Raw genomic sequence first — 21147 nt, 5'->3', positions numbered from 1 at the left:
AGGCAGGGGTCTCATAGTCGGTCCAGCAAGGGTTCCAGGGTGTCGCGCAGCAGCTCGGCCGTCAGCGGGCCGACATGCTTGTAGCGAATCAGGCCCTGGCGGTCGATCACAAAGGTCTCGGGTACGCCGTAGACGCCCAGGTCGATGCCGACCTGGCCGCGCGTGTCCGAGCCGATGGCGCGGTAGGGGTTGCCCAGCTCTTTCAGCCAGCGCGTGGCCTGGGCGGGCTCGTCCTTGTAGTTCAGGCCCAGCAGCTGCAACTCCGGCCGACGCCGCGCCAGATCCAGCAGCAGCGGGTGTTCCTCGCGGCAGGGGCCGCACCAGGAGGCCCAGACATTGAGCACGCTGACTTTTCCCGTCATGTCAGCCGAGCTCAGCGGCGCGCCGCCCTCCAGCAAGGGTGTCAGCACAAAGGCCGGCACCGGCTTGCCAATCAGCGGCGAGGGGATCTCGCGCGGTTTCAGCTGCAGGCCGCGCGCCAGGAACAGGGCCAGCACGGCAAAGCCCAGCAAGGGGATCAGCGCTTTGAGCTTCATGGGCGTGCGCTCGCTTGTTGGCTGTTGCTGCGGTAGCGTCGGTCGCTGGCGGCCAGCAGGCCGCCCAAGCCCATCAGCAGGCAGCCGCCCCAGATCCAGTTGACATAGGGCTTGATGGTGATGTGGACGATCCAGGCATCGGCCTGCTCATTGATCGGCTCGCTCAGTGAGACGTAAAGGTCGCGCAGCAGGCCACTGGCGATGCCGGCTTCGGTCATGGGCATCTCCTGGCTGCGGTAGAGCCGCTTCTCGGGGTACAGGGTGGCCACAGGCCGGCCCTCGCGGGTCACCTCCACCGTGCCGCGCATGGCGCGGTAGTTGGGGCCGTCCACGGCGCGAAGCTCGCTCAGGCGGAAGCTGTGCTCGCCCAGGCGGGCGCTCTCGCCGCGCTGCAGCGGCAGGTCCTGGCTCAGGGCCAGGCTGCCGACCAGGGTGACGCCGATGATGAAGACGCCGACGCCAGCATGGGCCAGCAGCATGGCGGCGGCCGAACGCGGCAAGGCGCGCGCGCGCGCCCACCAGCCCTGGCCCGGCGTTGGCCACAGGCGTTCACCCAGCTCCAGCGCCACCGACACCAGCACCCACCAGGCCAGCAGCAGGCCGCCCCAGGCGGCCAGGCTCAGCTGCGCCGTGGCCCAGCCATGGGCGCCGGCGGCCAGCGGGCTCAGCATCAGCGGCCAACGCAGGCGGCGCAGCAGCTCGGCGCTGTCCATGCCCTTCCAGCGCAGCAGCGGGCCCAGGCCCATCAACAGGATCACCGGCGCCATCAGCGGCACGAACACCGCCTCGAAATAGGGCGGGCCGACCGAAATCTTCTGCCCGCTGACGGCATCCAGCGCCATCGGGTAAAGCGTGCCCAGCAGCACCGCGCCGCAGGCGGCCAGCAGCATCACATTGTTGGCCAGCAGCGTGGTTTCACGGCTGCGCCAGTGGAAGCGCGCCCCCAGGCCGACCGCGCCGGCGCGTGCCGCATACAAGCTCAGCGAGCCGCCCACCACCAGCACCAGAAAGACCAGGATGGCCAGGCCGCGCTGCGGGTCGGTGGCAAAGGCATGGACCGAGCTGAGCACGCCCGAGCGGACCAGAAAGGTGCCGAGCAGGGACAGCGAGAAGGTGACGATGGCCAGCAGCACCGTCCAGGCCTTGAAGACACCGCGCTTTTCGCTGACGGCCAGCGAGTGCATCAGGGCGGTGCCGGCCAGCCAGGGCATGAAGCTGGCGTTCTCGACCGGGTCCCAGAACCACCAGCCGCCCCAACCGAGCTCGTAGTAGGCCCACCAGCTGCCCAGGGCGATGCCCAGGGTCAGAAAGGCCCAGGCGGCGCTGGTCCAGGGCCGGGCGAAGCGTGCCCAGGCGGCGTTGAGCTCGCCGCCGGCCAAGGCCGCAATGGCGAAGGCAAAGGCCACGGCGAAGCCGACATAACCCATATACAGCATGGGTGGGTGCAGCACCATGCCGGGGTCCTGCAGCAACGGGTTGAGGTCTCGGCCCTCGGGCAGGCCGGGCACCAGGCGGGCAAAGGGATTGGAGGTGACGAGCAGAAAGACCAGGAAGCCGGCCGCCAGCGCGCCCAGCACGCCCAGCACCCGTGCGCGCAGCGGTGCCGGCAGCTGCCGGCCAGCGGCCGAGACGGCCAGGGTCCAGGCCACCAGCAGCGCCACCCACAGCAACATCGAGCCCTCATGCCCGCCCCAGACCCCGGCAATGCGGTAGGCCAGGGGCAGCTCGCGGTTGGAATGCTGGGCCACATAGGCGACCGAGAAATCGCTGGCCACAAAGGCCTGGGTCAAGGCCAGATAGCCCAGGCCGACCAGGGCGGCCAAGGCCAGGGTCAAGGGCCGGTCCAGCGCCATCCAGTCGGCGCGGTGGCGCTGCGCGCCCAGCACCGGCAGGCCGGCCAGCAGCAGGGCCACGCCCAGGGCCAGCCAGAGGGCGAGATGTCCGAGTTCGGGGATCACGGCGTGCTGCCTTTCAGGGTCTGGGCGGCGCGCTCGCGGGCCTGCTGGCTGCGCTGCAGCGCGTCGGCGGCCTCGGGCGGCATGTAGTTCTCGTCATGCTTGGCCAGCACCTCACGGGCCAGGAACTGCCGGCCCTGCAACTGGCCTTGTGCGACCACGCCTTTGCCCTCTTTGAACAAGTCGGGCAGGGCACCCTGGAAGCTGACGGGCACCTGCTCGCTGCCGTCGCTGATCACGAACTGCACCCGCACGCCTTCGCGCCGGACGCTGCCCGGCTGCACCAGGCCGCCGATGCGGAAGCTGCGGCCTTGCGGCGCCTCTTGCGCGGCCACCTGGCTGGGCGTGTAGAAGAAGACCAGATTGCTGCGGAAGGCATTCATCACCAGGGCCGCGATAGCGCCCAGGGCCAGCAGGCCGGCAGCGATCAGCAGCAGGCGGCGATGGCGGGTTTTTTTGATCATCATGCGCCGTCCTCTTCGGACAGTTGCTGCAAGGCCTGGCTGTGGCGGCGCCGGGCCAGGCCCACTTCGACCAGCATCCAGAGCAGGGCCGAGCCGTAGCTGCCCCAGACAAAAAAGCCGTAGCCGTCCATATGGAAGAAATCGGCGGCGCTGTGCCAGTTCATACGGCTTGTCCTTTCTTGCTCAGGGCCTGCACCCAGGCCTTGCCTTGTTCGCGCTCCAGGATCAGGCCGCGGGCGCGGGTGAAGATGACGGCGAAGGCATAGGCCCAGCAGGCCAGGCTCATCACGGCCAGGGCCTGCAACATGGTCTCGGCCATGCGCGGCGCGGCCGTCAGGCTGATGCTGGCGCCCTGGTGCAAGGTGTTCCACCAGCGCACGCTGAAATAGATGACGGGCACATTGATCACGCCGACCAGGGCCAGCAGGGCGCCGGCCGGGTCGGCCCGCTGCGGGTCCTCGATGGCGTGCACCAAGGCCAGATAGCCGAGGTAGAGAAACAGCAGGATCAGCTCCGAGGTCAGGCGCGCGTCCCAGACCCACCAGCTGCCCCAGCTCGGCTGGCCCCATAGCGCGCCGCTGAGCAGGGCAATCACGGTGAAGCCGGCGCCGGTCGGTGCGATCGCCCGCGCCAGCAGCGAGGCCATGCGTGCCTTGAAGGCCCAGCCGATGGCGGCCCAGAAAGCCAGGGCCAGATAGAGCAGCATGGACAGCCAGGCCGCCGGCACATGGATGAAGAGGATGCGATAGGCCTGGCCCTGGGTGGCGTCGGTCGGTGCTTTGAAGAAGGCCAGGTACAGGCCCAGGGCCCCCAGCCCCGCGGCCAGCAGCCACAGGCCCGGCAACAGGCGGCCGGCCAGCGCGTAGAAACGCGAGGGCGCGGCATAGGTGTAGAAGCGGTGCGTGCGTGTCATGGGATGTGGGGGCGAGCTCAGCATGTCCATCAGATCAGGGCGATGCGCAGGGCCGCGGCGGTGGCTGCGGGCAGGGCCAGCAGGGCGCCGATCAGCAGGGCGGCCAGCAGGGACAGATGGCCGTCAACAGGCAGGCCGGCCTCCAGCGCGCCGACGGCGCCGCTGCCGAAGATCAGAACAGGCACCGCCAGCGGCAGCACGATCAGCAGATTGAGCAAGGCGCCATTGCGCAGGCCCAGGGTCAGGGCGGCGGCCAGATTGCCCAGCAGGCTCAGGCTCGGCGTGCCCAGCAGCAGGCTCAGCATCAAGAGCCCAAGGCTGTCGCTGTGCATGCCGTACATCAGGCCCAGCAGCGGCGTGGCCAGCAGCAGGGGCAGGCCATGGCTCAGCCAGTGCGCCAGGGCCTTGACGGCGGCCAGGCGCCAGGCCGAGTGCGGCGGCAGCAGCAACTGGTCCAGGCTGCCGTCCTGGGCATCGGCGGCATACAGGCTGTGCAGGGACAAGAGACTTGCCAGCAAGGCCAGCACCCACAGCACGCCCGGCGCCATGCGACGCAGCTGCTCGGGTTCGGGCCCCAGGCCGAGCGGAAACAGGCAGGCTGCCAGCAGCAAAAAGGCCACCGGCAGGCCAGCGTCGACGGGCCGGCGCATCGCCAGGCGCAGCTCGCGCTGCAGCAGCAGCCAGCTCGTGGGCGTCATGGGCGGCCTCCGCTCAATAGCAGCTGGCGGCTGGCCAGCCCAGGCAGATGCTGGTGGCTGGTGAACAGCACCGCACCGCCTGCGGCCGCATGGCTGCTCAGCAGAGCGCACAACTGCTGCACGCTGTCGTCGTCCAGCGCATCGAAGGGCTCGTCCAGCAGCCAGCAAGCACCCGCCTGCGGCAGGGCCAGCGATGCCAATGCAGCGCGGCGTTGCTGGCCTTGGCTGAGCTGAGCGCTGCGGCGGGTGCGCATGGGCGCCAGCCCGAAGTGCTTCAGCGCCTGCAGCAGGCTGGCCTCATCGTCCGCCAGGCCTTGCCAGCGGGCCTGAAAGCGCAAGCCCTCCAGCACGGTCAGGTCTGGCTTCAAGCCATTGTTGTGGCCGAGAAATCGCAAGGCCGCCGCATGCTGGATGCCTCCTCGCTCAGCCGGCCGCAGGCCCGCAAGCGTGCGCAGCAATGTGGTCTTGCCGCGGCCATTGCTGCCCTGAAGCCAGACGATGTCGCCCGCGTTCAGCTGCAAGCTGAACTCCTCGAACAGGCTGCGGCCTCCGCGTTGGCAGCTCAGCTGCTTGGCGCTCAGCAAGCAGGGCGAGGCCATGCTCATGATTCCGCTCCATCGCCGCCGACGCAGGCGTCTGCCGGTTCCACCGCATCAGCCACAACGGGCGGCCTGGGGTAGCGCCCTTTCAGCTGGCTCCACGGCAACTTTCGCAGTGCGTCAGTCTGCGACGCGCTCTGGGCCTGGCCCGCAGGGTTTGCGAACCTGGGCAGGTCCAGGTCAAGCGGTGGGTGAAGGCGCTGCAGGTCGATGAACTCCAACCGGTCCTGACTCTGATCCTGCGCCGGAACGGCTAGGACGGGATGGCCTTGTCGTTCAAAGAGCAGGCCAGCGCTCAGCTTCACGGCGTGGCTGAGCGGCATGCTGGCGATGGCGCGGCGAACATCGAGGTGGAGCAGCTGCAGCCGCAGCCCGCCGCCCGCCCTGGGCTGCAAGGTGAGCCAGATGTGAGGGGCGGCCGTGCCCTTCAGCCAGTCCATCACGGGCGCTTCCAGCGGTGTGCGTCGCGGATGCAGATATCCCGGCTTGCCCAGGGCTTCGCCCATGCGGTAGTCATGGACCAGGCCGTCATGGACTTCCTCTGCCAGCGGGTCGTATGAAATCTCCCAAACCTCAGCCAGGTCCTGCAGTGCGACCAGAAAGCTGCGGCGTTCCGGAAGGTCGCGGATGGCCGCGACGCGTGTGCGCTGCCGGCCGTCCAGGCTTTGCAAGGCAATCGTCTTGACCGGCTGCAGCCGTCCATCGAAGAGCTGCAAGGCGCTGGCCTGCTCGGTGCTGGCCAGCAGCCAGCGGCCATCGCTGCTCAGGGCCAAGGCTTCGAGTGAGGAGGCGACCCGTCGCTCGTGCCGCAGGCTGCTTGGGTTCATGTCAAACACGGCCACCCATCCGTCCCGCGATGCCAGCACCAGCTGGCGGTCCTTGGAGGCGAGCAGGGGCGGCAGGTCGGCACAGTTCAGAGCCTCAGCCTTGGATTCGGCTGCGGTGAGCGTGCTGGCCTCGCCGCCCGCAGATGCACCGGGCAGCAAGGCGAGAACACCCAGGCAAGCGGCCAAGCCACTGCGCAGCCGCGAACCGGCACCGGTGCTGAAACAGCAGCTGCTCATTGCAGGGTGTAACTCGCCAATTCCTCGGGCTGCAGAATGTGGATGTCGCGCCGCGAAATCTGAATCAGGCCTTCGTCCTCCAGCTCGCGCAGCACCCGTGAGAAGTACTCGGGGGTCAAGCTCAGGCGCGAGGCGATCGTCGCCTTGCTGACGGGCAGCGACACCGTGTGGGGCGCGCGCCGTTCGTGGCTGTGCCGCTGGTCTTCCAGCAGGAAGCCGACGACACGCTGCAGCCCGCTGCGCAGGCAATAGCTCTCCACATCGTGCTGCAGGCCGCGGATGCGTTGCGATGCGTCGGCCAGCAAACGCAGGGCAAAACCGGGGTCGCGCTTGATCTGGGCCGTGATGGCGCGCTTGGGGATGCGCAGCAGCAGCGTTTCCGTCAGGGTCTGCGCATTGAATGCCTGGGGCTGGTCGTTGAAGATCGACGACTCGCCGATGGTTTGTCCGGGCCCGATCAGCTCCAGCACCTTTTCCCCGCCATGGGTGGCCAAGGCAAACACCTTGACCTGCCCCGTGATGATGATCATCAAGTGCTCGCAGGTCTCGCCGCTGCTGAACAGGGCCTGGCCGCGAGGCAGGCGCATCAGGCTGCTGCCTTGGTCCACGATCAGGCCGAGATCCGCTTCACTCAGGCCCTGGAACATGGGATGAACCGCCATGTATCGCGGCAGCTCAGAGGCGGTAGAACGATGGGCAGTGGGCATGGCTTGAGCCTTGTCGAGCTGGGAAAGAAGGGCTTGCGGGGGCCATTCTGTTCAGCGCCGACGGTGCTCATTTGACCTGTATCAAGCGGCCTGACGCAGTAGTTCTACGGAACGATGGTCAATACTCCTTTCGAACGATGGGTGCTTGCATCAGCCCGCTTGCTGGCCGCCGGTGTAGGCCGCCAGGTTGGCGACATCACGAATGCGGATGTCGCGCTTGTCCACTTCGATCAAGCCCGCGGCTTCGAGCTCATGCAGCACGCGCGAGAAGTACTCGGGCGTCAGGCTCAGGCGCGAGGCGATGGTGGCTTTGCTCACGGGCAGGGACACCGTGACCATCTCGCCGCTGACGCGGTCCTCGGCCAGCTGGTCGCGCAGCAGGTAGCCGATCACGCGCTGCACGCCGCTGTGCAGTGCATAGGCCTGGACATCATGGACCAGACCGTGCAGGCGGCGTGAGATGCCCGCCAGCATGCGCAATGCGAAGCGGCTGTCGTGCTCGATCTCGGTCAGCACCGCCTGCTTGGATACCGAGAGCAGCAAGGTGTCGGTCAGGGCCTGGGCATTGATGATGTAGGGCCTGCCGGTGAACATGAGGGCTTCGGCGAAGCTGTTTCCCGGCCCCACCAGCTCGATCACCTTCTCCTGGCCCGCCGGCGAGATGGCGAAGAGCTTGACCTGCCCGGTGACGGTGACGTGGAACTCTTCGCAGGGCTGGCCAACGCGGAACACCGGATCGCCGCGCGTCAGACGACGCAGGCTGCAGCCTTGCGCCAGCCGTGCCAGCTCTGGAGCACTGAGATCGGTGAACAAGGGCAGCACAGAGAGGTAACGAGGTAGATCAAACGCGCGCATGTCCATGGCCTGGCTCCGTTCTTGGGGTTCTTGTCGAGAGCTCGATTGTCGAGACGGCCCGCGCCCGGCCACTTGACATCGCTCAAGCCCACAGCCCCTGCTGCCCAGTTCAGACGCCGCGTGTCAACCTGCTGTAGACCCCGGCCAGGCGCAGCGGCAGTTCGGTCGGGCGGGCCACGCGGGCCCAGCCCTGGTGGCCGAAAAGATGGGGCAGATAGTCCTGGGCCTGCTCGTCGATGCTCAGGCAAAAGGGCTGCAGGCCGGCGCGGCGCGCCTCGCGCACTGCTTCGCGCGTGTCCTCGATACCCCAGCGGCCCTCGTAGACATCGAGGTCATTGGGCTTGCCGTCGGTCAGCAGCAGCAGCAGGCGCAGGCGCTCGGGGCGCTCTTGCAGCCGGCGTGTGGCCAGGCGAATCGCCGCGCCCATGCGGGTGTAGTAGCCAGGCTTGATCGCGCCGACCCGGCTTTGCACCGGGCCGGACCAGGCTTCCTCGAAACCCTTGAGCTGATGGATGCGCACCTGGCTGCGCCGCACCGAGCTGAAGCCCAGCATGGCAAAGGGGTCGCCGCAGCCATGCAAGGCCTCGCCGAAGACATAGAGCGCATCGCGGATCACATCGATCACCCGCTGCTCGTTGTTGGCATAGGCGTCGGTGGACAGGGACAGATCGGCCAGCAGCAAGGTGGCCAGGCTGCGCTCGCTGCGCTGGCGCCGGGCCCAGACTTGCGGTTCGGGGCTGCTGCTGGCGTGCAGGCCGGCCAGATGCCGCACCCAGGCATCGAGATCCAGCATCTCACCCTCGTTGCAGCCGCGCTGCCACTGCGGCGCGCTGCGCAGGGTTTCGAGCCGGCGGCGCAGGCGGCGTGCGGTCTGGCGCAATGCGGCAGGGGGCGAGAACGCCGGGCCGCTCGGTCGCGCCACCAGGGTCTGCACCCGGCAATGTTCGGGCAGCAGGCATTGCCGCTTCCAGTCCCACTCGGGCAGTGACTCGCCCTCGCCCAGGGGCAGGTCGTCGGCGCTGGCGCTGGGCAGGTCGAGGTCGAACTTGATGCGTGCGGCGCTGGCCGAGCCCTCGCGCGCCAGCGTCAGCTCCTCCATATCGTCGGCCGCGGCGCGTGCCTCGTCCTCGTCGGTCTCGTCCTCGCTGGCACGGTCCAGGGGCACATGCTCGCTCCAGCTGCGCAGGGACTCGGCCTTGGAGGCCAGCAGCAGCGGCGCCCTCTGCGAGGCCGGCTTGGCCGGGCGGGCGCGGCGGCGTTTCGCTTGCTCTTGTTCTTGTTGCGCTTGTGACCCACCGCCCGCGGCCGCGCTGCGCGCCTGGCCCGTCGCCCCCGCCGCGGCCGCAGGCAGGGCCTGAAGCCACAGCCAGACCGGGGCCAGCAGCGGGGCCTCCACATCGAAGCGGCCATCGAAGCTGCCATCGATCCTGGCCAGCCCGGGCTCGGCCAGCAGCAGGGCCTGCAGGCGCGCCTCGGCCGCCCGCGCCTCGGGCGTGCGCAGCGCCACGGCCTCGGCGCGGCGCTGGGCCAAATGGGCCTCGCGCAAGCGCAGCCAGCGCGGCCGCAGGCCCGGGCAGCGCTGCAGGGCCAGCTGGCAAGCGGCCAGGTTGTCGCCCGCCCAGCTGCCGCTGGCACTGAGTTCGAAGCAGGCGGCCAGGGCGGCCAGCCAGAGGTAGAGGTCGCGGTTCAGCTCCGCCTGCTCGAACAGGGCGATGCGCGGCGGCAGGGCCAGGGTCTCGCTGTCCAAGCGCGGCAGGGCGGCGCGCGTGCCGCTGCCGGCCAGGCGCTGCAGCCAGTGGCGCGGGCCTCCGATGCGCATATCGGCCGCGGGCACGATGCGCAGGCTGTGGCTGCCGCCGGCGGCGCGGTAGAGCAGGCCGACGGCCTGCTGCACATCGGGCAGCGCCACGGCAGCCCCGTCATGGCCGCGCTCGGCGGCTCCGGTGATGAAGCGATGCCAGCGTTCGCCGATCCACTCTTCCATGGTCTAACTTCCTACTTCAAGGGTCGGTTCTGTTGCTGTTCTTTTTCGACTGGCGCAGCGTCTCACGCAGCGCGTCCAGGCCCACTGTCCATTCCAGCTGGGGTTGGGGCAGCTGCGGCTGGGCCTGTTGCGATTCGGCGCATTGGTCCACGCAGCGGCCGCACTGCACGCAGGAAAACATCAGGCGCTTGATCTGGCGCGGCCGCAGCCGCATCGGGCAGACGCGGTCGCAGGCGCTGCCCTCGGGCGCACGCTCGGTGCTGCAGGTTCGGCAGTCGCTGGCGCGCTCGCGCTTGAAGGCCACGACCAGGGCGCGCGGATTGGCCATCCAGGCCAGGCTCTGGAACAGGCCGACGGCGCAGCCGAAGCGGCAGAACAGGTGGCGGGCGAACAGCAGCTCCAGGGTGAAGGCGCTGCCGGCAATCAGGATGAAGCGGCTCTGGTTGGCGGTCAGCGTACCTTGCAGCAGGCCGCCCCAGATCGCTGGCGGCGGCAGCAGATAGGTCAGCAGGGTGATGGCCCAGAGAAAGCCGAAACCCGCGCAGCTCAAGGCATAGACGGGCCACCAGCGCCGCTGCGCGGTCTCGCCCGGCCGCAGGCTGGCCTGCTCGTCCCAGAGGCTGAATTTGCCGCAGGCCTTGTGCAGCAAAGCGTTCAGCCCCTCGACCAGCGAGAAATGCGGGCACAGCCAGCCGCAGTACAGCCGGCCCCAACGCCAGGCCACACCGAGAAAGAGCGCCACCAGGGCCAGGCCCGGCAGGATGCCGCGCAGGATCAGGCTTAGGGCCGCTTGATCGGCGCTCACCTCGCCGCGCTGCAGGGCGCTGATGCCCAGACTCCAGCGCTGGCCGAGGAACCAGAGTTGGGTTTCGTTGAGGTCGAAGCGCAGCAGGTTCAGCGCCGGCGCCAGCAGGAAGAGGGCGAAGAAGGCCAGCTGCGTGGCGCGCCGGCGGCGCTGCAGGCGCTGGCTGTGCTGAACAGAAGAGCCCGTCGCGGGGCCAGGATCAGGCATCGCCGATCACCGCGCGCAGCACCTCGTGCAGGGCGGCGCCGGTGTCGGCTTCGTCCGTCAGCGCGTCGACGATGGCCGCGCGGCAGGCGGGTAGCAGTGCCAGACCGGCCACATGCAGGCGCGCCGCCATCACCAGCAGCCGGGTGCTGGCGGTTTCTTCCAGGTCTTGCTCGGTCAGCCGGCGCAGGGCCTGGGCCAGGCGGACCAGCTGGGCAGCGACCTCGTCCGTGCAGCCGCTCTCGCTGGCGACGATGGCGCGCTCGATGTCAGGCGCCGGGTAGTCAAGGCCCAGGGCGACGAAGCGCTGGCGGGTGCTGGGCTTCAGGCCCTTGAGCAGGTTCTGGTAGCCGGGGTTGTAGCTGATCACCAGCATGAAGCCGGGCGCAGCCTGCAGCAGCTCGCCGGTGCGCTCGATGGCCAGCTGGCGCCGGTCATCGGCCAGCGGGTGCAGGACCACGGTGGTGTCCTTGCGCGCCTCGACCACTTCGTCCAGATAGCAGATCGCACCTTCGCGCACGGCCCGGGTCAGCGGGCCGTCGCACCAGCGCGTGTCGCCGCCCTGGATCAGGTGGCGGCCGACCAGGTCGGCCGCGCTGAGGTCGTCATGGCAGCTGACCGTGATCAGTGGCCGGCCCAGCCGGGCCGCCATATGCTCGACCAGCCGGGTCTTGCCGCAGCCGGTCGGGCCCTTGATCAGCAGGGGTAGGCGGCTGGCATGGGCCTGCTCGAAGAGCCGGCATTCCTCGCCTTGGGGCGCATAGAAGGGCAGTTGTTGCAACTGCCTGGCACTGTGCATTTCCATGCTCAGGCCGCGCGGGGCAAGGCGCCGTTTTGCTGGGCGCTTTCGTGCAGGGCTTCATCTTCGGCCCGGCCGGGGCCGACGAAGAAGCTGGCCAGATAAGCCAGCAGGCCCAGCAGGAACATCACGCCGCCGGCCATGCGCAGCCAGTAGAAGAAACGCAGCTGGTCTTGCGTGGCCATGAAGCTCATCGCGCCCTCGGTGGGCATGCGCTGCAGCCAGACCTGCAGGATGCCGGCGCCGGTCAGGGCCAGCACCATCACGCCCATGCCTATGGTCATGATCCAGAAGCTCCACATTTCCACGTTCTGGGCACGTCGTGAGTTGGCCTCGCGGCCGCGCAGCAGGGGCATGGCATAACTGATCATTGCAATGACCACCAGCACATAGGCGCCGTAGAAGGCCAGGTGGCCGTGGGCTGCAGTGATCTGGCTGCCATGGGTGTAGTAGTTGACCGGGCTCAGCGTGTGCAGGAAGCCCCAGACGCCGGCGCCGAGGAAGCCCATCACCGCGCAGCCCACGGCCCAGAGCACGGCCGCCTGGTTGGGATGCTCGCGCTTGCGCCGCTGCACCATATTGAAGGCGAACAAGGTCATCATGAAGAAGGGGATGGGCTCCAGTGCGCTGAACACACTGCCGACCCACAGCCAGTAGCCCGGCAGACCGATGAAGAAGAAGTGGTGGCCGGTACCCAGGATGCCGGTGACCAGGGCCATGGTGACGATCAGGTACAGCCACTTGTCGATCACTTCACGGTCCACGCCGGTGGTCTTGATCAGCACAAAGGCCAGCAGCGCGCCCAGGATCAGCTCCCAAGTGCCTTCCACCCAGAGGTGAACCACGAACCACCAGTACATCTTGTCGCGCACCAGATTGCTGGGGTTGACGAAGCTGAACAGGAACATCAGGGCCAGGCCCCACAAGCCCATCAGCAGCACCAGGGTGATGGCGGTCTTGCGGCCCTTCAGCACCGTCATGCTGATGTTGAAGAGAAAAGCCAGGGCGACGACGACGATGCCCAGCTTGGTCGGCAGCGGCTGCTCCAGGAATTCGCGCCCCATGGTGGCCAGCAGGTTGTTGCCGGTCATCTCGGCCAGCGTGGCATAGGGCACCAGCAGATAGCCGAGTATGGTCAGCGCGCCGGCGCCCAGGAAGACCCAGAACAGGATCTTGGCCAGCAGCGGGCTGTAAAGCTCGGTCTCCGCCTCCTCGGGCACCAGGAAATAGGCGCTGCCCATAAAGCCCATCAGCAGCCACACGATCAGCAGATTCGTGTGCACCATGCGGGCGATATTGAAGGGAATGGCCGGGAACATCAGGTCCCCGATCAGGTACTGCAGGCCCAGGGTGATGCCGAAGACGATCTGGCCAAGAAAGAGTGCCAGTGCGCCGACGAAGTAGAGCTTGGCGACGGCTTGGGATTTGTATTTGAGGGTGATGGGTTTCATATGGAATCCTCTTGTTCGGGAGACCCGGCCGGCGCGCTTGCAGGCGTGCCGGCCTTCGTCGCGCGTCGCTGAGTTGGCAGGGGCTGAGCTCGGTCGCGTCTCAGCCGTACCGCTTGCAGGCGGCCCGGCCTTCGTCGCGCGTCGCTGAGTCCGCAGTGGACTCAGCTCGGTCGCGACTCAGCCTTCGACATTCGGCGGCCACTTTTCGGTGTCGATACCGTTCGTCCACCTGAGGAACTCAACGAGGTCATCAAGCTGCTTGTCGTCGAGCTGGAAGTTGGGCATCTGGCGGCGGCCGGGGGCGCCGGTCGGCTGGGCCTTGATCCAGGCCTTGATGAAGTCAGGGCCGCGGCGCTTGTAGACATTGCCCAGCTCGGGCGCGAAATAGGCGCCTTCGCCGAGCAGGGTGTGGCAGCCGATGCAGTTGCGGGTTTCCCAGATGTGCTTGCCGCGCACCACGGCCGGCGTCAGTTCGCCGGCATTGGACCGCTTGGGAATTCTTTGCTCGGTGTCGAAGATCAGCGCGGCGAACAGCAGCACGAAGAACAAGGTGCCTCCGTAGAAGATATTGCGCGCCATCTGGCTGGTGAAGCCTCGGCTCATGATGGTCCGTCCTCAGGGTCTGTTGCAGATGCCGCAAGACTAGGGACTTATGTCAGCCGCTTCCTTGAACCGGAACAAGGAAATCGGCTCTGCTGCCAGCGCTATCGATGGGGGGCGTCCCGCTCAACGCCGCAGGGCAAGCCAGACCGCCATCGTGGCGGCCAGCCAGACCAGCAGGACCAGGGCCGCACCGAGCCAGGACACCGGCTTGCGTTTTTCCTGGCGCAGCCAGTCCTCGGCCAGGCGCCGGCAGTCTGCCAGCACCTCGGGCGGCAGCAGGCGCAGGCCGAGATGGATCAGGATGGGCAACAGCAGCAACTCGTCGAGATAGCCCAGCACCGGGATGAAGTCCGGGATCAGGTCGATGGGGCTCAAGGCATAGGCCACGATCAGGGCCGCCAGGGCTTTGGCATGCCAGGGCGTGCCCGGGTGGCGGCCGGCGAACCACAGGCTCAGGCCATCGCGCTTGAGACGACGGGCCCAGTTTCGTAGCTGCTGGATGACAGTCATGGCGGCCATCATGACAGGGCTGCACTTTCTCCCGCTCCGGCGCCTCAATGCCCGAGATGGGCTCTTGGATCCAATTGCTTCAGCAGGGAACGCGGCACCTCGGCCAGGCGCATCGCTTGGCCTCCGCGCCGCTGCGCGAAGGCCAGCGCCGCCGCGCGGTCGGCAAATGCCGGCAGATTGCCGGCCCGCATCGGCCCCAGCGCGTCGGAGCCGCTGACGAAGACGGCCTGGCCGGCATCCAGCCAGGCGCCTGGCTGAGCACGGTTGCCGCCCGCGTCACGGACATAACGTGCTGCGACCTCGGTGACACTGCGGCCACGCGCATAGCGGCCGACGTCCTGCAGATAGATCAGCATGGACACTGGTGAGTCGAAGAACTGCGTGGCGCCGTCACTGAAGATCAGCTGCGCCGCCCATTCCGGCGCACGCGCCGGGAACATGCCGCAGACCGGGCAGCGCGCATCGCCTGGGATGGGGCGAGCCTGCAGCAGGCCCAGGCCCGAGCTCGGCTCATAGGCCAGCGGCGGCGCCAGCACGCAGAAATCGTCCACCAGCAGGGCTGCTGCCGCGGCCGGCGAGCGCTGGCGCGCCCAGAGCAGGCCGGCGCCCAGCAGGCCGCTTGCCGCGAGGCCGGCCGCCAGCAGGCGGCGCCGCGCGAAGGGCGAGCGCTTCATGGGTGTCTACATCCGGCTGTCATGCAGGGCGCCGCCGCTGAGGTCCACCATCTCGGGGCGGATCTCGGCATAGCGCAGCAGGCGGCCGCCCCAGCTCTTGATGAAGGCCTGGGCCTGGTCCTCGCGGCTGAAGCTGGCCAGGGTCGGGCCCATGGAACCATGGCGCTTGCTGCCCAGCACATAGAGGCCGTTCTTGGCTTCGAACCAGTGGCCGCGCGGCTGGTCCCAGTCGGCCAGGCCCATGTCCTGCACAAAGGCGGCGCGCACGGCGCGCACCTGCTCGGGCCGAAGCAAGGTGTTGAACAGCTCCACCGTGTCGCAGAAGAACAGGGGCTGCGGCGTGCCTTCGTAGAAGATCTGCGCCTTGGGGCCGGGGTAGTCGGCCAGCAGCATGCCGTCGAGGTCGCAGGTGCTGCGCGGGTCGATCTCGGCCGGGACCAGGGCTTGCTGGCTGTCTTCGGCCGATTTGCCGCAGGCGGTCAGGCCCAGGCCCGCCAGTCCCGCCATGCCGGCGATCAGCAGGCTGCGGCGCGGCAACTTGGTCGATGAATCAAGCAGTGTTTTCATGTGCGGAATCTCCAGCGTGCCAGGGCCAGCGGCAGCACGATCCAGACCCCCATGACCAGGCCCATCAACCAGGGCTTGGCCATGGCCGGCGGCACCAAGGTGCCCAGGCCATAGAGCGTGCGCATGTCCTCCAGCGAAAAGATATTGAGGATGCGAAACACATCGGCCGGGTTCAGCAGCAAGGCATAGGCCAGGGCGTCGCCGGCCAGCCAGCCACCCCCGGCGCCGGCCACCAGCAGGCCCAGCAGCACCAGGTCGAACACCAGCACGAAGAAAAACCAGAGGGCGATCGCCAGGCCCGAGGCCCGGGTGCGCTCGCGAGCCAGCACCGAGAGCAGCACGGCCAGGCTCAAAAAGGCCAGGCCCAGCAGCAGGGCGCTGAGCACAAAGCCCAGGTAGTGGTAGAGCCCGGCCCAGCCGAACTGCTGCCACAGCAGGCCGGCCACCAGGGCAAAGCCGCTCAGCGTGGACAGGCTCAAAGCGGCGGCCAGGCCCAGGTACTTGCCCAGCAGCAGCTCCAGCCGGGTGATGGGCAGGGCCAGCAGCAGGTCCAGGCTGCCGCGCTCGCGCTCGCCGACCACGGCGTCGAAGCCCAGCAGCAGGGCGATCAGCGGGATCAGGTAGATGACCAGGCTGACCAGGCTGGCGATGATGAACTCGATCGAGCGCGGCCCGATCTGGCCCTGGGCGGAGCCGCCGAAGTAGGTGATGGCCAGCGAGAACAAGGTGAACACCAAGGCCACGGCCAGCACCCAGCGGTTGCGCATGCGTTCGCGGAACTCTTTGGCAGCGAGGGTCAGGATCTGTCGTGCGGCTTCCATCAGGCGGGCCTCCGGGCGGCGTCACCGAGGCCGAAGAACAGGTCTTCGAGCGAGGGCTCCAGAATCTTCAGGTCCAGCAGGCGCGAGCCCAGCTGGGTGGCAAGGGCCAGCGCGGCCATCTTGTGTTCGCGTGGGCAGCTCAGGCTGAGCCGGCAGTCTTGGGCGCGCTGCTGCAAGCCCAGGCCGGGCAAGCCCTGCTTGTCCAGCAGCTGGCTGGCAAACAGCACATCGGCCTCGCTGGCCAGGCTCAGCTCGATGTGCAGCGGCGCCTGCTGCTGCTCGCGCAGCGACTGCACCGTGCCCAGGGCCTGGATGCGGCCCGCCGCCATGATGGCCAGGCGGTCGACCCGCTCCTGCAGCTCGGCCAGGATGTGCGAGGTGATCAGCACCGTCACGCCCTGCTCGCGCAGCGCCTGCAGGCTGCGGTAGAAATCGCGTATGGCTTGCGGGTCCAGGCCGTTGCTCGGCTCGTCGAGAAACAGCAGCTGGGGGCCGCCCAGCAAGGCCTGGGCAAAGCCGAGGCGCTGGCGCATGCCTTTGGAGTACTCGCGCAGCGGCCGGTGGCCGGCGTCGGCCAGACCGACCTGTTCCAGCAGCGGCTGGCATTGCGTGGCCGCTGCGCCCTTCAGACGGGCGAAGAACTGCAAGGTCTCCAGTCCGCTGAGGTTGTCGTACAGCACCACGTTTTCGGGCAGGTAGCCCAGGCCGCGCCGGATGGCGCGGAAGTCGCCGCCGCTGATGGGCCGGCCCTGGATCAGCACCTCGCCGCTGCTGGGCGCGACCAGGCCCAGCATCATCTTGAACAAGGTGCTTTTGCCGGCGCCGTTGTGGCCGATCAGGCCGAAGATCTCGCCGCGCTGCACGCGCAGGTCGACGCCGTCGACCGCGCGCAGGCTGCCGTACTGCTTGCTCAGGCCGCGCAGCTCGATGGCCGGGCTGCCGCCCTTGCCGGACGTGCCGTCATTGGCCGGGATAGTGCTTGTCACGCCATTCACTCCATTGCTTGTGGGCCGCCCGCATCTGCGGGCGGGGGTCGATCACGCTGGGCACGCGCAGCACGGGGAACTGCTGGCCGACCAGGCGCAGGGCCTGGATGGCCGGGCTGGCCAGCAGCAGCTTGAGGCCGGGGTAGCGCCAGCTCAGGCGGTCCACCATGTCATTGGCCTCGTAGGGCACGTCGCCGCGGCCGTCGCCATTCCGGTCCCAGCCGAGGTAGTTGCTCCAGTGGTTGCCGGCGCACTGCTCGGGCGGAACCGGTTGGCCACGATCCTTGCGGTCTTTGGGCAAGGGGCAGCCCCAGACCTCGTCGCGCGCGCCGATGTAGCGGATCTGCTCGCGGTTGGCGATGAAGTCATTGCCCTCGACCACATTGCGGGTCGAGCCGGCCGAGAGGTGCACGCCGACATGGTTGTCGACGATCAGATTGCCTGTCAGCGTCGCGTACTCGACGTCGTAGATGAAGAAGCCGCGGTTGTTGCCGGCGATGATGTTGTTCTCGATCAGCGAGTCCTGCAGCGTGCGCAGCATGATGCCGTGGTCGCTATTGCCCCAGGTGCGGTTGCCGCGCACGACCTGGTCGCGCACCTCCATCAAGGCCAGGCCACCGCGGTTGTAGTAGCTATCGTTGTCCTCCCACAGGTTGTAGTAGGAGTTCATGTAGTGGCTGCCGTAGCGGCTGTGGTGCAGCTTGTTGCCGCGGAAAACGGCGTGGTGCGAGACATCGACATAGAGCGCGTCACGCACAAAGCCGATGTTGTTGCCGATGATGCGGGCGCCGGTGGTGTTGTAGAGCTGGATGCCGTTGCCGCGCTGCGAGCTGTTGTACTCGCGCTTGCCGGTGATCAAGTTGGCCTCGATGCGCACATCGTTGGCCTTCTCGATCCACAGGCCGAACAAGTTGTACGTCAGGTCGCAGCTCTGTACCACTGCACGGTGGGCGCCGGGGCGCAGATAGATGCCGGCGTTCTGGTCCTTGAGGCTGTCGCCCGAGTCGCGCACGATCAAGCCCTCGATCGTCACATCGGGGGCGGTCACCCGCAGCGTGTCGCCCTGCATGGCGCCGCTCAGGGTCGGCCGGCCGATGCCGCGCAGGGTCAGCGGCTTGTCGATCGTGAAATTGCCCCGGTACAGGGCACGCTCCACTTCTACGGTGTCTCCCGGGCTGGCGCCATCCAGAGCCTGCTGCAGCGAGTCACCAGGGCGCACGCGCACGGTGGCGGCACCGGCCGTGCTGGCGATCAGGAGCAGGGAGGTCAGCCAGGCGGCTGCGCTTGCCCTCATGCCGACAGCCCGCCCATGGACTTGAGCGCGAGGAAGAGCACGGCGCCGATCAAGAGGTTCTTGAAGCCGACATAGCTGAGCATGTCCATCACGCTGGCGCGGCGGTAGTTGGCTTGCCACCAGGGGCCGTCCTTGACATAGCGCTTGCCGGCCAGGCGGATCAGCACCTCGTAGACGCTCCAGCCAAACCACCAGGCGATGATGGCGCTCTGCGAGAGCCGGCCGCTGCCGGCCAGCACCCAGGCCAGGCTGGCAGCCAGGGCCAGGGAGAAGCCGGCGATCTGCAGCGCCCGCTGGCTGGCAAAGGTGCCGGCGTTCCAGGGCCAGAGATGGTCCCAGAGCTCGCGCGCCAGCCAGACCAGGCCGCTGCGGCCGGCCTTGTGCGCGGGGCTCACCGCTTCGCTGGGCATGCGCGGGTCGGGGCCGGCGGCGACCTTGGCCGAGATCGCCGGCACCGAGTCGATGGGGATGAAATAGCCGTCGCGGCCGATCGGTGTGATCAAGAGGCCGTCGCGCTCGCGCCGCTTGCGTTCCTTGGCCAGCGGCGGGCAGCCCTTGGCATCGGTGTAGAGAATCATGCAGTCCAGGCAGTGCAGGCATTCGCGGTGGTCGATGCGGCCGGCCGCGTCGATGGCCAGCGAGCCGCAGCCAACGGCGCAGGCCTTGCAGCTGTTGCAGTCCTGCTTGCGCTTGAGGCCGAACCAGCGGAAGGTGCTGGGCATGGCCAGGGCCGCGCCGAGCGGGCAGATGTATTTGCAATAGGGCCGCTCGATGAACAGCGAGACCCCCAGGATCAGGCAGACGAAGAGGCCGTAGGGCCAGGCGCGATGGCTGATGCCGACCAGAAAGGTGGTCTTGAACGGCTCCACCTCGGCCAGCTTTTCGGCCAGGCCCATGGAGAACATGGACACGCTCAGCAGACCGAAGAAGACGCCGTACTTGAGCCATTTGAGCCGGTCGTGCCAGCGCTGCGGCAGATGGCCTTGCCAGCGCTTCAGGCCCAGCTTGCTGCCGATCTTGTAGAGCGCCTCGGACAGCGAGCCGAAGGGGCACATCCAGCCGCAGAACAGGCCACGGCCGAACAGGAAGACGGTGGCGATGATGAAGATCCAGAAGCAGAAGATGAAGGGGTCGCTGAGGAAGAGCGACCAGGTCCACTGGAACAGCAAGGCATGGAACCAGGTCAGCACTTGGGTGATGGAGGGCTGGGCCATGGCGCCGAAGCCGACGAAGACTATGCTCAGCGCCCAGGCCGTGTACTTGAAGCCATTGACCGGCCACTTGTTCTTGTGCGTGGACAGGCGGGTCAGTCGCTCGCGCAGGGCATAGACCACGGTCACTGCCAGCAGCAGGGCGACGAAGAGCGCGATCTCCAGCGCCCGGCTTTTCCAGACCTGCACCCAGGGCGCGGCGGCCTCGGGCAGGGCCGGGCGGCCGCCCACGAGAAGGCGATCATCGAGCCAGACCTGGGCGTCGAAATTGACGAAGCTGCGCGTGCCGGTGGCGCGCTCGACCTTGTTGCCCAGAAAGGCCAGCTTCCAGGGGTAGGCGGGCGAGAAGCTCTTGTTGCGGACGATGAAGATCGCCGACTCGTCAAAGGCCGGCGCGCCTTCGGCCTGCAGGCCGTAGAGATTGAGGTAATCGAGGTCGCGGAAGGTGAAGGCATCGGCGCCTTGCTTGAGCTGCACCCGGTCGTAGAGACCGCCGCGCACAAAGCCCGAGCCCTTGAAGGACTCCACACCGGCGCTGCGCACCACGAAGATGGCATGCTCGCCCGGCTTGAGCGAGGCCTGCAGCTGCTGCCGGCCGCGTTCGCCCAGCAGGCTGCGGGCGACATCCGGGTGGTTGAGGTCACCGAACCAGAGTTCGATGAAGGGCTGATCGTTGTGCGCCAAGCCCAGCTGCTCGCTGCGCACGCTCAGGCGCTGCAAGGCGCCCAGCGCCTTCAGCTGCGCCCAGCTGAGCGCCTGGCCCTGGGGCGCGGTGGCCTGGTAGCGGGCGGCTTCGCGCAGGGTGGGCGGCAGGATGCCGACCTGGCGGGCCACCGCCTGGCCCGAGGCCATCATGACCTGGTTCTGCGCGATCACGGTGACGGTGGCGCCGGAGATGGCGTCTAGGCCCAGCACGCCCTCATCGGGGCGTGACTGCCCGACCTCGATCTTGTCGGCCACCGACTTGCCCAGGTACTGCTTGTTGAAGTTCAGCAGTGCGGACTCGGGAATGCCCAGCAGCAGGATGGGCTCGGAATGCTTGAGTACCTGGGTGCCGACGAAGCGCCCGGCCCGGTCCATGCCGATCAGGGTGACCACCGGCTTGCCGGAATAGGCCGGCGTGTCGGTGATGTCGGTGGACAGCATCACATAGCCCAGCAGCGGCTTCTTGCCGGCGGCGTCGGCGGCGCCGTATGCCTCGACATAGGGCGGCGTGCCCATGCGCTCGGAAAAGCTCTGGGCGCCGGGGAAGACCTGGGCGCAGGGCAGCAGGGCGCACATATCGCGGGCCTGAGCCAGGCCTGTGGGCAGCTCGGCCTCGTAGGCGCCTTCCTTGGCGCTGGCGGTGCCAGGGAGGAGGGCGGTGAAAGCAAGCAAAAACGCGGCCAGACAGAAGCTGCGCTTCAGTGTGGCCGCCAAGAGATGGCATCGGGAGAACATGGTCACT

22 protein-coding genes are annotated in these 21147 nt (G+C 68.0%); all 22 read right to left on the bottom strand.

Features of this window, described 5'->3' with window-relative positions:
- Window positions 1-11 precede the first annotated feature (11 nt).
- Window positions 12-536 carry a DsbE family thiol:disulfide interchange protein gene (locus tag C1O66_RS08535; RefSeq protein ID WP_102767484.1) on the bottom strand — a complete coding sequence of 175 codons (525 nt, stop codon included), beginning with the start codon at window positions 534-536 and terminating at the stop codon, window positions 12-14.
- Window positions 533-2494, bottom strand: coding sequence for a heme lyase CcmF/NrfE family subunit (locus C1O66_RS08530; protein ID WP_102767483.1), 1962 nt, complete (start codon window positions 2492-2494; stop codon window positions 533-535). Before C1O66_RS08530 ends, C1O66_RS08535 begins: the two co-directional genes overlap by 4 nt.
- Window positions 2491-2958 carry a cytochrome c maturation protein CcmE gene (gene ccmE, locus C1O66_RS08525; protein ID WP_243392747.1) on the bottom strand — a complete coding sequence of 156 codons (468 nt, stop codon included), beginning with the start codon at window positions 2956-2958 and terminating at the stop codon, window positions 2491-2493. Before ccmE ends, C1O66_RS08530 begins: the two co-directional genes overlap by 4 nt.
- On the bottom strand, window positions 2955-3119 hold the full coding sequence (gene ccmD / locus C1O66_RS08520) for a heme exporter protein CcmD (protein ID WP_102767482.1): 165 nt from the start codon (window positions 3117-3119) through the stop codon (window positions 2955-2957). Before ccmD ends, ccmE begins: the two co-directional genes overlap by 4 nt.
- Window positions 3116-3868 (bottom strand): heme ABC transporter permease CcmC, encoded by a 753-nt coding sequence (gene ccmC / locus C1O66_RS08515; protein ID WP_102769550.1) that lies wholly within the window; start codon window positions 3866-3868, stop codon window positions 3116-3118. Before ccmC ends, ccmD begins: the two co-directional genes overlap by 4 nt.
- Before the next feature lie 29 nt (window positions 3869-3897).
- The gene (gene ccmB, locus C1O66_RS08510) at window positions 3898-4566 is read right to left on the bottom strand and encodes a heme exporter protein CcmB (RefSeq protein WP_102767481.1); all 669 of its coding nucleotides are present in this window, start codon (window positions 4564-4566) and stop codon (window positions 3898-3900) included.
- A complete protein-coding gene (gene ccmA / locus C1O66_RS08505) occupies window positions 4563-5171 on the bottom strand; it encodes a heme ABC exporter ATP-binding protein CcmA (protein WP_207795921.1) in 609 nt (202 codons plus the stop codon). Before ccmA ends, ccmB begins: the two co-directional genes overlap by 4 nt.
- Window positions 5168-6229 (bottom strand): cytochrome D1 domain-containing protein, encoded by a 1062-nt coding sequence (locus C1O66_RS08500; RefSeq protein WP_102767479.1) that lies wholly within the window; start codon window positions 6227-6229, stop codon window positions 5168-5170. The genes ccmA and C1O66_RS08500 overlap by 4 nt, the downstream gene beginning before the upstream one ends.
- Entirely contained in the window at window positions 6226-6891 is a 666-nt protein-coding gene (locus C1O66_RS08495) for a Crp/Fnr family transcriptional regulator (RefSeq protein WP_243392746.1), read from the bottom strand. The genes C1O66_RS08500 and C1O66_RS08495 overlap by 4 nt, the downstream gene beginning before the upstream one ends.
- A 195-nt stretch (window positions 6892-7086) precedes the next feature.
- The gene (locus C1O66_RS08490; protein WP_102767477.1) at window positions 7087-7797 is read right to left on the bottom strand and encodes a Crp/Fnr family transcriptional regulator; all 711 of its coding nucleotides are present in this window, start codon (window positions 7795-7797) and stop codon (window positions 7087-7089) included.
- 103 nt (window positions 7798-7900) lie between these two features.
- Complete coding sequence (locus C1O66_RS08485) at window positions 7901-9775, bottom strand: nitric oxide reductase activation protein NorD (RefSeq protein WP_102767476.1); 1875 nt, start codon at window positions 9773-9775, stop codon at window positions 7901-7903.
- 16 nt (window positions 9776-9791) lie between these two features.
- Window positions 9792-10787: a 4Fe-4S binding protein gene (locus tag C1O66_RS08480; RefSeq protein ID WP_102767475.1), complete on the bottom strand. Its 996-nt coding sequence runs from the start codon at window positions 10785-10787 to the stop codon at window positions 9792-9794.
- The gene (locus tag C1O66_RS08475; protein WP_102767474.1) at window positions 10780-11589 is read right to left on the bottom strand and encodes a CbbQ/NirQ/NorQ/GpvN family protein; all 810 of its coding nucleotides are present in this window, start codon (window positions 11587-11589) and stop codon (window positions 10780-10782) included. Before C1O66_RS08475 ends, C1O66_RS08480 begins: the two co-directional genes overlap by 8 nt.
- 2 nt (window positions 11590-11591) lie before the next feature.
- Window positions 11592-13034 (bottom strand): cbb3-type cytochrome c oxidase subunit I, encoded by a 1443-nt coding sequence (locus C1O66_RS08470; protein ID WP_102767473.1) that lies wholly within the window; start codon window positions 13032-13034, stop codon window positions 11592-11594.
- Between the two features lie 177 nt (window positions 13035-13211).
- Window positions 13212-13637, bottom strand: a complete 426-nt coding sequence (locus C1O66_RS08465; RefSeq protein ID WP_102767472.1) for a c-type cytochrome — start codon at window positions 13635-13637, stop codon at window positions 13212-13214.
- Between the two features lie 123 nt (window positions 13638-13760).
- The gene (locus tag C1O66_RS08460; protein WP_102769549.1) at window positions 13761-14147 is read right to left on the bottom strand and encodes a YkvA family protein; all 387 of its coding nucleotides are present in this window, start codon (window positions 14145-14147) and stop codon (window positions 13761-13763) included.
- Between the two features lie 44 nt (window positions 14148-14191).
- Window positions 14192-14821, bottom strand: coding sequence for a nitrous oxide reductase accessory protein NosL (locus tag C1O66_RS08455; protein ID WP_102767471.1), 630 nt, complete (start codon window positions 14819-14821; stop codon window positions 14192-14194).
- A 6-nt stretch (window positions 14822-14827) separates the two neighbouring features.
- Entirely contained in the window at window positions 14828-15388 is a 561-nt protein-coding gene (locus C1O66_RS08450; RefSeq protein ID WP_102767470.1) for a nitrous oxide reductase accessory protein NosL, read from the bottom strand.
- Complete coding sequence (locus C1O66_RS08445; protein ID WP_102767469.1) at window positions 15385-16209, bottom strand: ABC transporter permease; 825 nt, start codon at window positions 16207-16209, stop codon at window positions 15385-15387. Before C1O66_RS08445 ends, C1O66_RS08450 begins: the two co-directional genes overlap by 4 nt.
- Window positions 16209-17195, bottom strand: a complete 987-nt coding sequence (locus C1O66_RS08440; protein WP_243392745.1) for an ABC transporter ATP-binding protein — start codon at window positions 17193-17195, stop codon at window positions 16209-16211. The genes C1O66_RS08445 and C1O66_RS08440 overlap by 1 nt, the downstream gene beginning before the upstream one ends.
- Window positions 17170-18489 (bottom strand): nitrous oxide reductase family maturation protein NosD, encoded by a 1320-nt coding sequence (locus C1O66_RS08435; RefSeq protein ID WP_102767468.1) that lies wholly within the window; start codon window positions 18487-18489, stop codon window positions 17170-17172. The genes C1O66_RS08440 and C1O66_RS08435 overlap by 26 nt, the downstream gene beginning before the upstream one ends.
- Window positions 18486-21140, bottom strand: coding sequence for a NosR/NirI family protein (locus C1O66_RS08430; protein ID WP_102767467.1), 2655 nt, complete (start codon window positions 21138-21140; stop codon window positions 18486-18488). Before C1O66_RS08430 ends, C1O66_RS08435 begins: the two co-directional genes overlap by 4 nt.
- Between the last annotated feature and the right edge of the window lie 7 nt (window positions 21141-21147).

This window comes from Paucibacter aquatile (assembly GCF_002885975.1).
In the GTDB taxonomy this organism is placed as follows: Bacteria; Pseudomonadota; Gammaproteobacteria; order Burkholderiales; family Burkholderiaceae_C; genus Paucibacter_A; species Paucibacter_A aquatilis.
Note: the sequence above shows the minus strand (reverse complement) of the source record. Positions and strands in the feature narration are given on the sequence as shown.

What these genes read in the sequence shown, in the direction of transcription:
- C1O66_RS08445 (WP_102767469.1), bottom strand. Translation starts at nt 16,209, where the DNA reads ATGGAAGCCGCACGACAGATCCTGACCCTCGCTGCCAAAGAGTTCCGC.
- C1O66_RS08480 (WP_102767475.1), bottom strand. Translation starts at nt 10,787, where the DNA reads ATGCCTGATCCTGGCCCCGCGACGGGCTCTTCTGTTCAGCACAGCCAG.
- ccmD (WP_102767482.1), bottom strand. Translation starts at nt 3,119, where the DNA reads ATGAACTGGCACAGCGCCGCCGATTTCTTCCATATGGACGGCTACGGC.
- C1O66_RS08455 (WP_102767471.1), bottom strand. Translation starts at nt 14,821, where the DNA reads ATGAAGCGCTCGCCCTTCGCGCGGCGCCGCCTGCTGGCGGCCGGCCTC.
- C1O66_RS08485 (WP_102767476.1), bottom strand. Translation starts at nt 9,775, where the DNA reads ATGGAAGAGTGGATCGGCGAACGCTGGCATCGCTTCATCACCGGAGCC.
- C1O66_RS08535 (WP_102767484.1), bottom strand. Translation starts at nt 536, where the DNA reads ATGAAGCTCAAAGCGCTGATCCCCTTGCTGGGCTTTGCCGTGCTGGCC.
- C1O66_RS08435 (WP_102767468.1), bottom strand. Translation starts at nt 18,489, where the DNA reads ATGAGGGCAAGCGCAGCCGCCTGGCTGACCTCCCTGCTCCTGATCGCC.
- C1O66_RS08470 (WP_102767473.1), bottom strand. Translation starts at nt 13,034, where the DNA reads ATGAAACCCATCACCCTCAAATACAAATCCCAAGCCGTCGCCAAGCTC.
- C1O66_RS08495 (WP_243392746.1), bottom strand. Translation starts at nt 6,891, where the DNA reads ATGGCGGTTCATCCCATGTTCCAGGGCCTGAGTGAAGCGGATCTCGGC.
- C1O66_RS08460 (WP_102769549.1), bottom strand. Translation starts at nt 14,147, where the DNA reads ATGACTGTCATCCAGCAGCTACGAAACTGGGCCCGTCGTCTCAAGCGC.
- ccmC (WP_102769550.1), bottom strand. Translation starts at nt 3,868, where the DNA reads ATGACACGCACGCACCGCTTCTACACCTATGCCGCGCCCTCGCGTTTC.
- C1O66_RS08465 (WP_102767472.1), bottom strand. Translation starts at nt 13,637, where the DNA reads ATGAGCCGAGGCTTCACCAGCCAGATGGCGCGCAATATCTTCTACGGA.
- C1O66_RS08475 (WP_102767474.1), bottom strand. Translation starts at nt 11,589, where the DNA reads ATGGAAATGCACAGTGCCAGGCAGTTGCAACAACTGCCCTTCTATGCG.
- ccmB (WP_102767481.1), bottom strand. Translation starts at nt 4,566, where the DNA reads ATGACGCCCACGAGCTGGCTGCTGCTGCAGCGCGAGCTGCGCCTGGCG.
- ccmA (WP_207795921.1), bottom strand. Translation starts at nt 5,171, where the DNA reads ATGAGCATGGCCTCGCCCTGCTTGCTGAGCGCCAAGCAGCTGAGCTGC.
- ccmE (WP_243392747.1), bottom strand. Translation starts at nt 2,958, where the DNA reads ATGATGATCAAAAAAACCCGCCATCGCCGCCTGCTGCTGATCGCTGCC.
- C1O66_RS08450 (WP_102767470.1), bottom strand. Translation starts at nt 15,388, where the DNA reads ATGAAAACACTGCTTGATTCATCGACCAAGTTGCCGCGCCGCAGCCTG.
- C1O66_RS08430 (WP_102767467.1), bottom strand. Translation starts at nt 21,140, where the DNA reads ATGTTCTCCCGATGCCATCTCTTGGCGGCCACACTGAAGCGCAGCTTC.
- C1O66_RS08490 (WP_102767477.1), bottom strand. Translation starts at nt 7,797, where the DNA reads ATGGACATGCGCGCGTTTGATCTACCTCGTTACCTCTCTGTGCTGCCC.
- C1O66_RS08500 (WP_102767479.1), bottom strand. Translation starts at nt 6,229, where the DNA reads ATGAGCAGCTGCTGTTTCAGCACCGGTGCCGGTTCGCGGCTGCGCAGT.